This is a genomic window from Streptomyces sp. NPDC002088, assembly GCF_040296605.1.
Classification (GTDB): domain Bacteria; phylum Actinomycetota; class Actinomycetes; order Streptomycetales; family Streptomycetaceae; genus Streptomyces.
In genome coordinates, this window is record NZ_JBEOXO010000011.1 from 32126 (window position 1) to 46155 (window position 14030).

Annotated in this window: 17 protein-coding genes; 5 read left to right on the forward strand and 12 right to left on the reverse strand. The window is 64.9% G+C overall.

The features are described from left to right. Window positions 1-7 precede the first annotated feature (7 nt). The 4 genes from ABT114_RS23755 to ABT114_RS23770 all read right to left on the reverse strand — a co-directional run bounded on the left by ABT114_RS23755 (window position 8) and on the right by ABT114_RS23770 (window position 3919). The gene (locus ABT114_RS23755; RefSeq protein WP_351144850.1) at window positions 8-1669 is read right to left on the reverse strand and encodes an alpha/beta hydrolase; all 1662 of its coding nucleotides are present in this window, start codon (window positions 1667-1669) and stop codon (window positions 8-10) included. 253 nt (window positions 1670-1922) lie between these two features. Beyond that, window positions 1923-2312 (reverse strand): hypothetical protein, encoded by a 390-nt coding sequence (locus tag ABT114_RS23760; RefSeq protein ID WP_351144851.1) that lies wholly within the window; start codon window positions 2310-2312, stop codon window positions 1923-1925. Window positions 2313-2392: 80 nt separating this feature from the next. Then, window positions 2393-3553: a WXG100-like domain-containing protein gene (locus ABT114_RS23765; RefSeq protein ID WP_351144852.1), complete on the reverse strand. Its 1161-nt coding sequence runs from the start codon at window positions 3551-3553 to the stop codon at window positions 2393-2395. 30 nt (window positions 3554-3583) lie between these two features. Further along, window positions 3584-3919 carry a hypothetical protein gene (locus ABT114_RS23770; RefSeq protein ID WP_351144853.1) on the reverse strand — a complete coding sequence of 112 codons (336 nt, stop codon included), beginning with the start codon at window positions 3917-3919 and terminating at the stop codon, window positions 3584-3586. Between the two features lie 130 nt (window positions 3920-4049). On the opposite strand from ABT114_RS23770, the gene ABT114_RS23775 reads away from it, so the two are divergent. Together ABT114_RS23775 and ABT114_RS23780 are read left to right on the forward strand one after the other, a co-directional pair. Further along, window positions 4050-4628, forward strand: coding sequence for a hypothetical protein (locus ABT114_RS23775; RefSeq protein WP_351144854.1), 579 nt, complete (start codon window positions 4050-4052; stop codon window positions 4626-4628). A 54-nt stretch (window positions 4629-4682) separates the two neighbouring features. Next, window positions 4683-5264: a hypothetical protein gene (locus tag ABT114_RS23780; protein ID WP_351144855.1), complete on the forward strand. Its 582-nt coding sequence runs from the start codon at window positions 4683-4685 to the stop codon at window positions 5262-5264. A gap of 429 nt (window positions 5265-5693) precedes the next feature. Here the strand turns inward: ABT114_RS23780 and ABT114_RS23785 are convergent, their stop codons facing one another. Both ABT114_RS23785 and ABT114_RS23790 read right to left on the reverse strand, forming a co-directional pair. Beyond that, window positions 5694-5897, reverse strand: coding sequence for a DUF397 domain-containing protein (locus ABT114_RS23785; protein ID WP_351144856.1), 204 nt, complete (start codon window positions 5895-5897; stop codon window positions 5694-5696). Further along, the gene (locus ABT114_RS23790) at window positions 5894-6766 is read right to left on the reverse strand and encodes a helix-turn-helix domain-containing protein (protein ID WP_351144857.1); all 873 of its coding nucleotides are present in this window, start codon (window positions 6764-6766) and stop codon (window positions 5894-5896) included. Before ABT114_RS23790 ends, ABT114_RS23785 begins: the two co-directional genes overlap by 4 nt. A gap of 187 nt (window positions 6767-6953) precedes the next feature. On the opposite strand from ABT114_RS23790, the gene ABT114_RS23795 reads away from it, so the two are divergent. The 3 genes from ABT114_RS23795 to ABT114_RS23805 all read left to right on the forward strand — a co-directional run bounded on the left by ABT114_RS23795 (window position 6954) and on the right by ABT114_RS23805 (window position 8246). Next, window positions 6954-7583, forward strand: coding sequence for an ATP-binding protein (locus ABT114_RS23795; RefSeq protein ID WP_351144858.1), 630 nt, complete (start codon window positions 6954-6956; stop codon window positions 7581-7583). Between the two features lie 76 nt (window positions 7584-7659). Continuing rightward, entirely contained in the window at window positions 7660-7953 is a 294-nt protein-coding gene (locus tag ABT114_RS23800) for a hypothetical protein (RefSeq protein ID WP_351144859.1), read from the forward strand. Further along, window positions 7950-8246, forward strand: a complete 297-nt coding sequence (locus ABT114_RS23805; RefSeq protein WP_351144860.1) for a hypothetical protein — start codon at window positions 7950-7952, stop codon at window positions 8244-8246. Before ABT114_RS23800 ends, ABT114_RS23805 begins: the two co-directional genes overlap by 4 nt. A 229-nt stretch (window positions 8247-8475) precedes the next feature. Here ABT114_RS23805 and ABT114_RS23810 read toward each other — a convergent pair whose 3' ends face one another. From ABT114_RS23810 to mycP, 6 genes are all read right to left on the reverse strand, one after another. Then, a complete protein-coding gene (locus tag ABT114_RS23810; RefSeq protein ID WP_351144861.1) occupies window positions 8476-8787 on the reverse strand; it encodes a hypothetical protein in 312 nt (103 codons plus the stop codon). Window positions 8788-9009: 222 nt separating this feature from the next. Then, window positions 9010-9639, reverse strand: coding sequence for a hypothetical protein (locus ABT114_RS23815; protein ID WP_351144862.1), 630 nt, complete (start codon window positions 9637-9639; stop codon window positions 9010-9012). Between the two features lie 13 nt (window positions 9640-9652). Continuing rightward, window positions 9653-10354 (reverse strand): hypothetical protein, encoded by a 702-nt coding sequence (locus tag ABT114_RS23820; RefSeq protein ID WP_351144863.1) that lies wholly within the window; start codon window positions 10352-10354, stop codon window positions 9653-9655. Between the two features lie 37 nt (window positions 10355-10391). After that, complete coding sequence (locus ABT114_RS23825; RefSeq protein WP_351144864.1) at window positions 10392-11684, reverse strand: HlyD family secretion protein; 1293 nt, start codon at window positions 11682-11684, stop codon at window positions 10392-10394. Continuing rightward, entirely contained in the window at window positions 11684-12202 is a 519-nt protein-coding gene (locus ABT114_RS23830; RefSeq protein WP_351144865.1) for a DUF6317 family protein, read from the reverse strand. Before ABT114_RS23830 ends, ABT114_RS23825 begins: the two co-directional genes overlap by 1 nt. Window positions 12203-12638: 436 nt before the next feature. Then, complete coding sequence (gene mycP / locus ABT114_RS23835) at window positions 12639-14027, reverse strand: type VII secretion-associated serine protease mycosin (protein ID WP_351144866.1); 1389 nt, start codon at window positions 14025-14027, stop codon at window positions 12639-12641. Between the last annotated feature and the right edge of the window lie 3 nt (window positions 14028-14030).

Sequence of the window (14030 nt, forward strand, 5' to 3'; positions counted from 1 at the left end):
AAGGGAGTTACAGGCCGGGAACGATGTAGGCCTCCGGCGGCTGGTCGGCACCCTTCTTCGGAGCCTCCGTGGCCGGCCTGCCGGCGATGACTGCTCCTTGGTTGTCGAGAGAATCACTGCCCTTGTCCCAGTAGCCGCTGTGCCCATGGGTGTCGACTTCGAAATTGTTGCCACCAAAGCTTCCAAGCATCGGGTCGGGACCGAGTGTGTAGTCGGAGAAGTTGTTGATGACGGGGTCGTCCGCCGCACCGCCGATCCACACGTGTTCCGGATCCATCTGCAGGTCCTGCGCGTTGGCCACCGTCATCCCTGGACTACCGACCACCACTACGTCGTCCGCGCCCAGGCCGGAGCCTCCTGAAGCGGCGGCGCCGACCACTGTGGAGCCGTAGCTGTGGCCCAGGACGGTGGTGTGGCTCGGCGAACCGTCGTGCGAGGCATGTGTGCCCGCCACGAACTGACGCAGGTCAGGTGCGGCGTCCTCGGCCCGTCCGGTCCCGCCGACGCTGTTGAAGTCGGTCGCGGAGGCCTCGGGGGCGTCGTAGCCGAGCCAGGTGATCATCGCCACGCTCTCGCCGTCGGAGCGGTCCTCCGCCGCCCCCTGCAGCTTGCCGATGCGCTCGATCTGACCGGGTACGGCGTCCATGTTCGTGTTGGTGCCCGGCACCAGGATGCCGGTGTGATCGGCGGTGTCCGGGTTGCCCATGGCGACAATGGCCCGGCCGTCGTCCTTCGAGTCGTAGCCGAGGAGGTACAGCTCCTTGCCCTTGGGCGCGTTGTCCCGGGCTTCGAGCTGGTCGTTGAGTACCCGGAGGTTGTTCAGGCGGTGGTTGACCGTCTCGTCGCTCTCGCCCGGGAACTCCTCGTCGTAGTTGCCCTCTTCGAGCGCGTTGAGTTCCTGGGCGACGGCGGTGCGGTTGGCGTCGTCGCGTACGTCCGTCGGCAGACCGTCGGTCGCGCCGATCTCCTTCGGATAGAGCGTGGTGTAGGTCTGCCGCTCCTCGGGGCTGAGTGCCTTCCACCGCTCGGCGGCGGCCTTGGGGTCGTCCTCGGGGATCCGCGGAGGCTGGACGCCGATGGCCTTCATCGCGTTCGTGACGTCGTGGGCGGATTCCGCCGCCGCGTCATGGCTGAACGGGTCGGTAAGGACGTCACCGTTCAGCTCGGCCAGGGCCTTCGCCCCGTCGTCGGCGGCTTTGAGCGCGGTAGCCAGGACCTCGTCGATCCGTGCCCGATGCTCGCCCAGCAGAGCGCTGCGGTCCGCGATGATCGCCCGTGCGTCGGGGTCCTGGCGCGGCAGGGCGTCGGTCGTCGGATCGCTGACCCCGCCGTCGTCGTCGACCTCGAAGTGGTCCTCCTCGGCCCGCCGCACCGCGTTGCGAAGGTCCGTCTGGGACTGCTCCATCCAGAACTTCGTGGTGTCCAGGACCTCGGCGACGGCCATGGCCTCCGTCTCGACCACACCGATCCGCGACTCGACGTCCTCCAGATAGAAGAGGGCCGCGTCGGCGTCGTCGCCCTTCCAGGACGCGTGCAGCGGTCCCGTGACCTGCCGGCGGTGGCGGTCGGTGAGGGAGTCCATGGTCGTCGACAGGCCGCGCCAGGCCTTGGCCGCGGCCTCCAGGTCGGAGAAGTCCTGCTTCATCAGCCGCGAGAAGTCAGACGCCACGTCGGCTCCCGCTCGACCGGCCCAACTGCCCTTCAGCGCATGGCGAGTCCACCCAAGTGGACATAAGGCAACCCCCGTTGCTCCAGCTCACTCATGAGTTCGAAGCGCTCACCCTAGCCGACGGGGTCCGGAGGTCGGAATGCCCGCACGACGACCGCTGACCGCCGCATTCCGCTGAATCCCATGGGGACATACGGCAATTGGGATATACGGCGATCAAGGCGGCCGGCGTGGACGCGGTCACCCCCCGGTCTCAGCGCTGCGCCGGCCGCCCCGCCCGCCCGAAGTCGTGCACCGGCGCGTCCCGTTCGGCTCGTTCGCGGTCCAGGTCCGCCTCTTGCCGTGCGTCCCATTCCCCGAACTGCGCCTTGGACTGCTGCTGTTCGGCATACGTCAGGTCGTCGGCCGCCCGGCGCATCTCGTGGAGGCGCTGGTACACGGCCTCCGTGTACCGCGGGTCCTGGAAGGCGTCCTTGACATCGACGTCCCCGCTCAGCACCTCACGCGCCATGTCGCGCAGGGCCGGGTCGAGCGAGGTCGCGCCGGCGATGGTGCGCAGGGAGCGGTGCAACCGCAGCGCCTGCTCGGGGTCCTGGGCGATCCCCATGAGTTCCTCGTCCTGGATCTCCCGGTCCGCGGTCATGGGTGCGTACGTCCTTCCTGTTACGGCCCGATGGTGATCGGGGCGGCGGTTTACGGGGGCGAGCGGGGTGGCGGGCGCGGTCACCCGAACTCGTCACGGGCCCAGTCCTGCGCGTTCCCGCCGCTGTGCGAGGACCCGGAGCGCGAGGCGGAGGCGGCGGCAGCCGGCCTGTTGGAGTGGGACGCCTGCGTGGTCGTGCTGGTCGTGCTGTTCGAGGAGCCGGAGTCCGAGGTGGACCCGGCCGCCCCGTCGGACGACGCCTCCCCGGCCTGACCGCTGCGTCCGGACAGCGCGTCGGCACCGCGCTGCACGCGATCGCCGACCGCCCCGGTGACCTTCTCTGTCGCACCGTCGACGGCGTTGTCCACATGCCCCTGTACGTCGGTGTAGCCGGCGAGGGTCGAGCCCTCACCACCCTTGACCTCGCTCTTGAGGCCGTCCACGTACTCGCCGGCCGCGTCCTTCGCGACGCCCGCCGTCTCGCCGAAGTCGACGCCGGAACGCTCGTCGAAGTAGGTCTCGATGCTCTGCCGGCCGATGTTCTGGGCCATGCCGATGGCGGCGTCCTTGGCCTTGTCCTTGGCCGCGTCGACCACCTTCTCCTGGACGAACTTCTTGGCCTGCTCCTTGATCTGGTCCTTCGCGAACTGCTTGACCTTCTCCTTGGTGATCTTCTCCAGCTGCTCCTTGGCGATCTTCTTCAGGGCGTCCATGGTGGCGTGCTCCATGGCCTTGGTGATCGCCTCCATGACCTCCTTCCTGAGCTTCGCCAGCAGCTCCCGGACGATCACGCGCGTGGCCTGTGTCGCGCCGAGCGCGCCGACCTCGGAGAGTCCGAAGGTGAAGGGGGCGGACGCCTGCGCGGCGATGATCTCGATGGCCAGGGCGATGAGTTGGGCGATCACGGCCAGCTTCGCCGTGAGGACCGCGATGGCGGCCCCGTCGAAGGTGAGGGCGATCACCTCGCAGGCGGTCCGCGCGTCGGGGAGGTATCTGTCCTCGCCGTTCGAGCCGGTGTACGCGCCCCAGGCCTTGCTGAAGCCGTCGACGGCCGTACCGGCGTTGCCGGCGACGACGGTACGGGCGTAACCCTCGCCGTGCGTCTCGATCTCTTCGAGTTGTTTGCCGAAAGCCCGCCAGGTCTCGGCGACCTGGTGCAGTGCGTCTTCGTCGGCCTCGGGCCAGGAGTAGCCGAGAAGGTCGAGCACCCAGACGAGTTCACTGGGCAGCGTGAGCGCCATGCCGATAGTCCCGTTATTTGCTTGAAGTTCTTAGACTTTGCCGACTTCGCTGATGATCCCGTTCAACTGGCCACTGTTCGACGTCTCCGAGTCGTCGTAGTTACGGGCCATGTCTTCCAGGTTGTGGCCGATCTGGGAGAGCCGTTTCGCAAGGCTGTCCATCGACGTGAAGATTCCATCGCGAATCGGCGTGTAGACCTGACCGAAGATCTCCCCGAAGTCAGCGTCCGCCCACGGTTCGCCGAGCCCGTCGAGAGTGTCCTGAAGCCCCTTGGAGGCTTTCGAGAAATCGCTCCCGAGTTCGACGAAGTTCTGCCCCTGCTTCTTGAGTACCGTCGTGTCGACGTCAAAGGTGTCGAACTCCACCGCTCTCCCCCGGACTCCCTTTGCTGCAGTTCATATTGGACGACAGGCCGATACCTTAGACTCCACGCGCACGACTCAGCCAGCCCGTCAGTCAAGAGATCGTCAAGTTCCCGGGGGGATACCAACAGTGGTGACAACACAGCCGAGTTATCGCAGCACAGGGACCCTGTGGGCGGGAAGACTCCTCGGCCTGGGACTGATCCTGCTGGCCGCCATCGTCGCCGTGGTGACCGTTCCGGAGCTCCGCGGCGAACTCGCCGGCGAGGGCACGGACGGAACCCTCACCGTTTCTTCATGCGAAGCGCGCACGAAGACCCACTACGGCACGCACCGACGCACAACGGAACTCAAGTTCAGCTGCACGGGCACCTGGACGGCAAACAGTGGTGGAGCCACGTACAAAGACGTGACAGTGGAAACGTCCTCGCGTCTGGAGAGCGGCGCGAAAATCGGTGTCGTACAAGCAGACGGTTCTTTCGAACTGCCCGAGGACCGGGCCCCCGGAAAGGACGCCGCGATCCTCGCGTTCTGCCTCTCCTTGCTGACGTTCGGCATCTTCTGCCTCCTGACCGGCTTCGGCACCCGAAACGGCCCCGGCGCCACGGAGTCCTGGCGGCGACTGCCGGCCCAGAAGGTGACGGGCCCCGCGCTGGGTGGCCTGTTCGCCATCGGGGCCCTGACGGCACTGATCTGCGCACTCGTCGCGTAAGGCCGTATCCCTCTTCCGATTTCTGCCGTCCTTCTGACTTCTGAGGAACCCTCAATGACCCAAGTGCATGGGAACACCGCGCCGAACACCGCCGCAGCGGGTGACCGAACGGGCCTCGGCCGCCTCATCGGCGCCGGCCTGATCCTCGTAGGCGTCGTCCTCCTGAGCCTGGGTGCCTACCTCGGCCCCGTCCGCTACGCGACGTCAACTCCGGGCAAGCTCACGGTCGACAACTGCACCGTCGAGTACAAGTACCGCAGTTCGTCGAGCAGTTCACGAAAGAAGACCAAGACCAGGTGGTGCTACGGCACCTTCACCGCCGACAACGGCTCGGCGAAGGACCTCAACGCGGAGCTGAAGAGCGACGCGTTGTACCAGCGGGGCCACGTCATCGAGGCTCGCAAGGTCAGCGACACGTCGTACCAGCTGGACCACGGCTGGACCTACGCCATCGCGGTGGGCTGCGCCTGGGGCTTCGGCGCGCTGATCGCCCTCGCCTCCGGCCTCTTCGGCGCCGTCACGGGCTTCGTCTCGGCGCAGGCGTCGCACCAGGGGCTGTTCCGCGCCTGCTTCGCGATGGTCGCCGTCGGCGTGATCGGGCTTGTGATCAGCCTGCTGGTGGTGTTCTTCACGTGACCTTCGCGTGACGAGGTCCTGATCACTCGGTCGGACGTGGGTGACGACCACGGCGACTCCGTGACCGTTGACCACGGTCTCGGATATCGCCAGTCGTCGACTGCGTAGACAGGCACCGTCACTTCGAAGGTGCCGCGCCCCTTGCCAAAGATCAGCAAGGTGTCTCGCTCACGTCGGGTTCACCCGACACTCCGACTGGCACGGGGTGCACTCCCGCGCGGTCCAGGGACCGAAGCAGTCGAGGGTTCCGGGCGAGGGGACGCTGATGGAGATCGCCGAGCGGCACTGGCAGGAGATCGCGGACGAGGACGGGGGGAGGAGAACGCAGCGTAGTCGTCGGGGGGTGTGACCGGGGCGCGGCACGGGTGAGGGGCGGCGCGCCCACGGTTGGGGCCCAGCCTTCGCCAGGTGAGGTTCCGGGCTCTCCGTTCAGCGCAGGTGCTCTACGAAGGCAGTCCATGCGCTGAGGGAGAACGCGAGGGCGGGGCCGGTGGGGTGCTTGCTGTCGCGGACGGGGATGAGGGTGAGGAGGTTGTCGGCGACTTCGACGCAGTTGCCTTGCCCGCCGCTGTAACTGCTGGTCCGCCATGTTGCTTCCGCGAGTACGGGAAGTATGTCGTGGTCCTGGCTCATGCTCGGTACTCCTTGGCGGTGCGGCGGATCAGTGCAAGCGACTCCGTCGGCGGCAGCGCGGTGGTGCGGGCACCGTCGAAGAGGGTGCGGTAGTACGCGGCTTCCGGTTCGCGCTCCATCCAGATATTGCCGCTTGGGGTCTCCGTCAGTACCAGGTCGAGCGACGTCACCTGGGGAAAGCTCAGCAACAGGTACGGGCCGAACATACCCGAATGGGCACCGCGCGAGAACGGCAATACCTGGACAGTAATATTGGGGAGCTCGGCCATCTTGGCGAGGTGCTCCAACTGCGCCTGCATCACTGGGGGACCGCCCACCTGCTGTCGGAGGACTCCTTCCGCCAGCACGGCCCAAAGCGACATGGGGCCCTTGTCAGTGAGCCGTCGCTGTCGGGCGAGCCGTACCTGGACGAACTGATCGATCTCTTCCGGCGTCTTCCAAGCCCTTGACGCCACGGTCACTGCACGGCCGTACTCCGCGGTTTGGAGGAGTCCCGGGATCAGCTGTACCTCGTACGTCCGGACGGTGTCGCAAATAGCTTCCAATTCGATCTGATCGCGGTACGCGTCACCCAGAACCGAGCTGTACTGATGCCACCACCCGTCGCGACGACGCCGGTTGGCTCGCAGTGCCATGGCTCCAAGGCGGTTGCGTGTCTCCGGGTCCTCGACCCGGTAGGCATGCATGAGCGCGCTCAGATCGGGGGTGCGGACGGGTACGTGCCCGTTCTCCATCCGGCTGATCTTTCCCTTGGTGCAGTCGAGTAATTCGGCGGCTTCCAGCATGGATACACCGGCAGCCTCACGGAATTTGCGCAGTTCGTCACCGAGTTGACGCCCGAGCACAGTGGATGGTTTGACAGTAGGCATGTGCGACTCCTACCAGAGGTCAGAGGTGCAGGGGCGCGACTCTAACCTGAAAGGGTGAATCAGGGTCATCAAGCTCCATGCAATATTGCGCCGATACATATGCTACAGAGCGCTGCGAATGGCTCGCCAGTAACTGGTCTGGCGGCGCGGCGAATTGGTCAGCAGCTACGGACCCTCAGGGGGCGCCATGGCAGAGAGCTCCAGCTCGAACGAAGTCACCTTTCGACTCTCACGGTCCCGCCGAAGCGTGCCGAGATCCCGTGCGGTGTTACACGCTGTGCTCGGCTGTTGGGGCGTAAACCAAGAAGTTCTGGACTCGGCGGAGCTGGTGCTCTCCGAGCTGGTGACCAACGCGCTGCGTGTGCGCGTACCGAGCGGCCGACAGGTGGGCGTTCGGATTGCGCGATCGCTGGAGGATGGCCTGCTGCGGCTGGAGGTCAGCGACGCGGGCTCGGGCAGGCCCGAAGTGCGGGCCCCCGGAGACGAGGAGGCTGGCGGGCGCGGTCTGCTGCTCGTGGAGGCGCTGGCTCACCGCTGGGGCGTCCAGGAGCGCGCGGGCGGGATCGGGAAGACGGTGTGGGCCGAACTGAAAGCACCGGACATCGTGGCTGGGCCTGTCGGGAAGGAGATCGCGGCGGCCATGGTGCGGCCTGGCCAGCAGGTGAGAGTGTGGGGTGAGTGGCGCGCCGTCGTCAGTGTATGCAGCGAACAGTGTGATGTGGATGACCTCGCCGTGGTGCTGGGACTGGACGAGGGCCCGGCGCTGCGCGTCCGGGCATCCGATCCGCTTGCCGTGCGTCAGTGCGAGGACGTATGAGCACGGCCGTCCCGCTCGTGATCGACCCGTGAGCGCGACTATGGTCGTAAGCGCATACCTGGCCCGAGGAGTACGCATGAGTGCGCAGCACGCAGAGACACCGCACCCAGGACCGCCGCAGCTCAGGACTGTGGCCGACATCCGTGCCGCGCTGCGGGACGGGCGGGGCTTCCCGGGCGACGCCGAGAGTTTTGAGGCCGACCTCGCTCGCGCCCTGGACACGTCCACGGCCACCGACCTCCACCAGGTCGCCGACGTCATCAAGACGTATGCCGGCAGTATCCAAGCCTTCAGCGACCCCGAGTTCGACGATGCACTCCAGGAGGGGCTCGACCTCATCGCCGAGATCAAGAAAGGCAACCGGGAGTGAGCCGAGCCATCGCCGTGATCACAGCGTCGGCGGCAAAACGTCTCCACATGCTCGGCCCGGCCGCCCATCAAGCTGTCGAAGAACTACGGCGAGAGCTGGAGGACAACCCCAGGCTCGGCATTCGGCGCGGCCCGGTACAGGGCACCGGCGAGACGGTGGTGTACCGGACCCGAATCGAATCACGCGAGGGCATGCCGGGCCTGACCGTGGTGTACGTGTACGCGCCACAGCCGCACCCGGCGGCGGTTGCAATCATTACCGTCGCACCCGACGACGGAGGGAACGAGCTGTAGATCTGACGGAGGCCCGCGCAGCGAGGATGCCCTCCCCCGCCCGAAGTCCGGCGAGGGAGGGCGCAACAGCATGACTGAGCCGGGACGCCGGATCCTCCACCGGATAACGGCGGAAATGTTTCGACTTCGAGTCGTCCCGTGCGGTGAAGCCGCCCTCGGGGAGGCAGGAGGCGATGAAGTCGTCGCAGCGAGCCACGGCATGATCGCGATGGGCCCAGGTGTCCACACTTCAGTTCAGCGCACTGAACAGCGATGTACAGACGACCAAGCACGCTATCGAACTCAGCAGCGCGACATACATGCGACGAGTATGGTTGCGCCGCCAGGCGCGAATGATGACATAGAACCCCGTGTACATACCGATCAGATTCAGCACCGAGAGCCAGAGAAGCCCCAGGTTCCTCGTTGAAACGTAGATAAAGATCCACGGGGACACCACTCCAAAAAAGATCAACGCGTTCCTGTAGAGGGTGTACTTGCTTCGCGTAGGCCCTGTTCGCGGAATCGGATCTCCCATATCGGGAAGTTCCGGCATGGCCATGCTATTCCTCCAGTTCCCCGGCAGCTGTTGAGCGGCGATCCACCCGGCCTGCGACCTGGCGAAGACCGGCACGACCGGAGAGGACCTCTTGAGCCATCTCCTTCAGGGCATCTCCCGCCCCGCCACCGGCAATCGCTTGCCTTGCCCCCGTTGGATAGACCCGGTGGTCCATACCGAAACCGCGGCGTCGAAGGAACAGCTGGCGATCAATAGCGCGATCGCCTAATAAAAGTGCGTGATGTTCGGTTCCCTCTCAACCAACTGAGTGAGCCCCGCCTGCTGTGCCCGCGCACTACGTGAGGGGTCGGCCTGCTCGCGCTCGTCGGCGAACTTCTGCCAGTCCGATGGCTGCATGAACAGCATGTCATTGGTGCCGGGGACAATCATGACCCCGCCAAAGGGGAGATCACCCGCGACCCAAGCCCCACCGTCCTCCGCGCCCTTGGGCCAGCGACGGACTGTTGACGCATTGATCGCGCGCATCAACGGAGCGCCGTGCTGACCGCGAATGGAGACCCTGACGGTGAACACCGTGCCGAGCAGCAGCCACTGCTCGCTCTTCTTGTCCACTCTCGTGCGGTATTCGAGGGGATACGTTCGCAGTACTCTCTCGCACGCGGTAAGACGTCGACCGCGCCTGGTCCGGATGAGCAGGAAAAGCAGCACGAAAAACCCGACAGGGACGGGAAGTGCCGTGAAGAAGGAATCCGGGACACCCACCAGGTACAGCACGTACGACAGCGCCATCAGGGCCAGGCCGAGAACTATGCGCCCCGTGACGTGCTTAGCCCATGCCCTCCTGTTGTGCTTCAGTACTTGCTCGATATCAGGTGTCACGGTTGGGATCGTCATATGAATCTCCGTCTCACCCGAAATCGCTGCGCACCGAGGCGGTCGCGCTCCACTGCTCGGGATCGGTACTGCTCCCCTCTTCGGGCAGCGAAGGGTCGGTGAACGTCACCGTGTGAGCAACGCCGAGCAGGATATTCCTGTAGTCATCGGCAAGCTCAACGGAGGCCGTCACCAGTTGGATCATGATGATGTCGGGAGTGCCAGTACCCGTCACCGCGACTGTGCCCTGCCAGACCTCCCCCTGCGGAGGAGTGTCACTTCCCTCGGGTGGCCTACCCGGTGCGGTCGTGCGGAGCTTCTTCTCGACGAGGAAGCCCGTGCCGCATGGGAGTTCCAAGGGGCGCATACCCTCGTCCCGATTATCGGCAGCTGCTCCCGCCAGGCTGGCGATCACCAGCTTGGCGTTAGCCCCCGATGTCGGAACGGTCGAGACGGTGAGCACGGAGAACACGATCCCGCCGGTGTCGTCCGGATGCGAACCGACCATACAGGCCTGCACACGATGCGCATTCAGCGAAGTGACAACACCGGCGTAGAACCGCAGGACCTCTTCCGCACGGTCGCGCATCTCATCCGGCAGACTGAGTATCTGCCGGGCCAGCGCCTCGATCCGTTCCACTGGAGGGTTGAGATCCAGCTGCATGTAGCCGTGTGGAATCAGGTACCAGAAGGCCGGCTCCCGCTCGCTCACTGGCTCCGTCATGAGCTCGGTCACTGAGCGATCTTCCCTTCTGCGTCTGCGGTCATGTGCGTCATAGGAGGCTCAGCTCCCCAGCAAGGCCGAGGAGACTGGCACCAGCCTTGGTGACCTCTGCGAAGTTGTGACCGCTGCCCTGCTGCGGGAGCACTCCCTCAGCCTCCAGTGAAGACACAGAATTCGCCGCGACATTGAGGCCGTTGGCGCTGATATTCGCCATCAGCTTGGCAGAGCCACTGGCACCGTCGGCTGCAGCCGCCCAGGCATCGTCGGCACCGGCCTTGGCGCTTGCCTTGAAGACATGGCCGAACTCCCGGCCGAACTCCACGGCTTTTTCGGTGTTCTTGACGGCCACGCCCATGTTGTCGGCCATTCGAAGACCATCGGCGATTTCTCGGCCTGCCGTACCGAGCGCCTTTCCGCCGGGAACCATCCCCAGCGCGTCGCCACCGAAAGAGGCATAGGCGGAGAAGGTATCCATGTTCCACCCGAACTTGTCGCCCCACGGGAAGAATGCATCCCTAAATTCTGGATCGGCAAAATTTTTGGCCATGGAAGCCCCGCTTGCCACCAGGGCAACACCTGCGAACAGCGGTGCCAGGGGCGTGGGGAAGAGCGCCAGCAGTCCAGCGATTGCACCAATGGTCCCCGCATGTTCCAGCAGAAAGTCACCGGCTTCCTTGATGCCGTCCCAAATGGCATCAACGGCCTTGCTCAGCCAGCCAGGTTCCTTCGGCGCCAGCTTGTCCGTGGCGTCGTCAAGCGACTTGGCCACTGTCTCGGCATCGTCCGTATGCGCGGTCTCAAGCGCCTCCGCCTTGGCGATGATGTCGTTGTATCCGCCATTGGCCTTGCTCAGAGCGATGGTTGCTTCGTTGAGACTGCGCTCAGCCGCCCTCAACCGAGCAGTCGCCGCGTCGGCCTCTTCCTGCGTGGAGAACTGTTGGCCGGCGAGCCCCAGGTCCGGGTGCTTCTCAGCCTGTGCGTGGTGTTCCTTGGCCAAGGCGACAGCGGACTTCTTCTCGGCCGCGGCAGCGTCGTACTTCTGCGCCAGGTCGCGGTTGGACGTCAGATCGCCGTCCCATTTTCCGAGTTGGGCCGCAGCCTTTTCCAAGGAGCGAGCAGCGTTCTTGATGTAGGTCGGCAGCTCACCATCGATGGCTTCACGGAAGGCTTTCGCCGCGTCGCCCTGCCAGTAGCTACTTTCACCGATCAGCCTATCGAGCTGCGTGTGACAGCTACGCAGTGCGCTGGCGGCCGAAGTCACCTTCTGCCTCAGAGCGTGGACCTCGCCCGGGATGCCGGGCACGGGGTTCCAGCCGAGGTTGGGGTAGGGATTCGTCGCCATTACTTCGCGCCCCCATGCCCCGAGGTTGCCTGTGCCGCCATGTCCTTGAAGGCCTTCTCCAAGGCGTCTTCGACTTCCTCGTAAGCCTTCTTGTTGGACTTAACGCCCTCACTGACGGTCTCGACCATCTTCTTGGTCTGCTCGGATCCGTACTTCCAGCGCTCTTGGAAACCGTCGCAAGCCTCGTCGAGGCGCTTGGTACCGATCTGGTCGGCACGAACGTGGGCCAAAGCTGTCCGCGCCTCATCCAAGTCCCTGATACAGCTCTCGAGGGTCTTGAGGAACTGACCCAGCTGATCTGTATCCGTTTTGAAGTGGTCCCCCATGAAATGGCTCCTTGAGTGGTGGATGACTGTGCTAGCGAGTTCGCGGGAACAGACGAGGGTGGCCATAAATTTCACGCCAGCTTGTAGATCTTTGACGGCGCCCACACCTCGCTCTTCGGCCACTTCCTGGCGCAGTTCGCCGAGATAGGCCTCGCCTTCGGCTGCTTTGGCGGCGCGCTCCTGCTCGCTCATCTCGTCCCACGCCGTCAGGAAGTCATGGCTCCGTTCACTCGCCGCCTCGGCAGGCTGGAACGTTTGAAGCCTCGCGGAGTCCGATACGGCCAGACAGGATTTCCTGCGACATCTCCTTCAGGACGTCCCCTGCACTACCGCTTGCGAGCTGCTCTAGCGCCTTCCTTAGAGCCCGCGCTTCGGCCGGATCTTCGCGAACTCGGACTCATCGACTTTCTTGTCGGGCTCGTAGAGCATGCGTTATCCCTATCAAGATTTGCCCGCCTCGCGACGATGAGAACCTGCTGCTACCCCGCCCCCAAGGCACTGGTGCATGGACGTCCTCCGCCCCTGCTGCGCCAGCTGTAGCGCACCGCAATGACGTCGCCGAGCACCACCAGGAGTACGAGGACCGTGATCACCAAGCACCATCCGCCGCCGGACGAGTGAGCTACTCCTACTGCCCTTGGTGCGGGGGCTGTTGAGCGTAGGGGTTGGGGTACTGCGGGGCCTGGCCCGGAGGCGTGGGGTAGCCCTGGTTGGGAGGGGTGTTGGGGTACGGCTGCTGGTAGCCCGTCGGGGGCTGGGGCGGGTAGCCCGTGCCGTGTGGAGGCATTCCGCCGCCGGAGCCGGGGCCGCCGCTACCGCGGTTGCGGCGGCTGCGGATTACTGCGAAGACGATGGCGATGATGACCACGGCGGCTGCGATGCCGGCGATCAGCAGGATGCCGCCCGAGGAAGACTTGTTCTTTTTCTTGGCCTGGGTCGTGCTGTCGTCGCCGTTGGAGGCGGCACCGGAATTCGTGGACGTGGACGGCGACGCCTGGGTGAGGGGGCCCTCCTTGGAGCCCTTGGGGATGTTCATCGTCAGCGCCGTACCGGGGCGGGCGATGCCGTAGCCGAGTTCCTTGTCCGGGGCCGTCTTGCCCTCGTTGTTCAGGAAGGACGCCGACTTGACCAGGCGGTTGATGATCTGGCCTGCGGTCAGGTCGGGGTACTTGGAGCGGAGGAGGGCGACGATGGCTGAGACGTAGGCTGTGGAGCCAGAGGTTCCATCTGCCACCGCGTAGCCACTTTTCGTGGTCGGGTCAGCCTGGACGACTTCCACGCCGGGTGCTGCGACAGTTACGTTCCCGGTATTCGAACTAGACCAGGGAGTGAGGCCCTTGTCCACAGCAGAGACAGCCACCACGCCCGGGAGGGCGGCCGGATAATTGACTGTCCCTGCGTCATTTCCCGTAGCCGCTACAACTACGACATCGTGCGATTGCGCATATTCGATTGCCTTGGCGGCCTTTGAGCCAGGATAGGCTGAAGAATCATCGAGTGACAGGTTGATTACTGAGGCGCCCTGCTCTACTGCATAGCGGACTCCCGCGGTCCAACCCGCCGTATCAATCTTGCCCCCAGTCGGATCATTCGCCGTCCGCTCAGCCCCATTCACACGCACAGGAAGAATCTTCGCTTCGGGCGCAAGACCCATCACGCCCGCGGAACCATTTACCCCATGTCCGTGTCCAGCGATGAGGCTGGCCATTCCCGTGCCATGCCCGACATTATCTTCGTGAGGATCTCCGGCGCTGGAGAAGTCCTTACCTGGCAGAACTTGTCCGGTGAGATCCGGGTGACTGGAATCTACACCTGAGTCGATTACAGCAACTGTGATTCCCGCTCCCTGAGAGGTCTTCCAAACTTTCTCAGCGTCGTACACCGTCAGGGGCCACTGCGCATCCCGGACGGCGTCTGCGGCGGCAACTGGGGCTGATGTGAGGAGCAAGGCTCCCGTCAACGCCACGACACCGGTCGTGGACCAGACTCGCTTGAAACCCAACTCCCTGCTCCTCACTCG

Excerpts from the sequence above, each read along its gene's own strand:
- ABT114_RS23795 (WP_351144858.1), top strand. The coding sequence starts at position 6,954 with ATGGCAGAGAGCTCCAGCTCGAACGAAGTCACCTTTCGACTCTCACGG.
- ABT114_RS23760 (WP_351144851.1), bottom strand. The coding sequence starts at position 2,312 with ATGACCGCGGACCGGGAGATCCAGGACGAGGAACTCATGGGGATCGCC.
- ABT114_RS23790 (WP_351144857.1), bottom strand. The coding sequence starts at position 6,766 with ATGCCTACTGTCAAACCATCCACTGTGCTCGGGCGTCAACTCGGTGAC.
- ABT114_RS23765 (WP_351144852.1), bottom strand. The coding sequence starts at position 3,553 with ATGGCGCTCACGCTGCCCAGTGAACTCGTCTGGGTGCTCGACCTTCTC.
- ABT114_RS23830 (WP_351144865.1), bottom strand. The coding sequence starts at position 12,202 with ATGAGCGAGCAGGAGCGCGCCGCCAAAGCAGCCGAAGGCGAGGCCTAT.
- ABT114_RS23800 (WP_351144859.1), top strand. The coding sequence starts at position 7,660 with ATGAGTGCGCAGCACGCAGAGACACCGCACCCAGGACCGCCGCAGCTC.
- ABT114_RS23780 (WP_351144855.1), top strand. The coding sequence starts at position 4,683 with ATGACCCAAGTGCATGGGAACACCGCGCCGAACACCGCCGCAGCGGGT.
- ABT114_RS23785 (WP_351144856.1), bottom strand. The coding sequence starts at position 5,897 with ATGAGCCAGGACCACGACATACTTCCCGTACTCGCGGAAGCAACATGG.
- ABT114_RS23810 (WP_351144861.1), bottom strand. The coding sequence starts at position 8,787 with ATGGCCATGCCGGAACTTCCCGATATGGGAGATCCGATTCCGCGAACA.
- ABT114_RS23815 (WP_351144862.1), bottom strand. The coding sequence starts at position 9,639 with ATGACGATCCCAACCGTGACACCTGATATCGAGCAAGTACTGAAGCAC.
- ABT114_RS23825 (WP_351144864.1), bottom strand. The coding sequence starts at position 11,684 with ATGGCGACGAATCCCTACCCCAACCTCGGCTGGAACCCCGTGCCCGGC.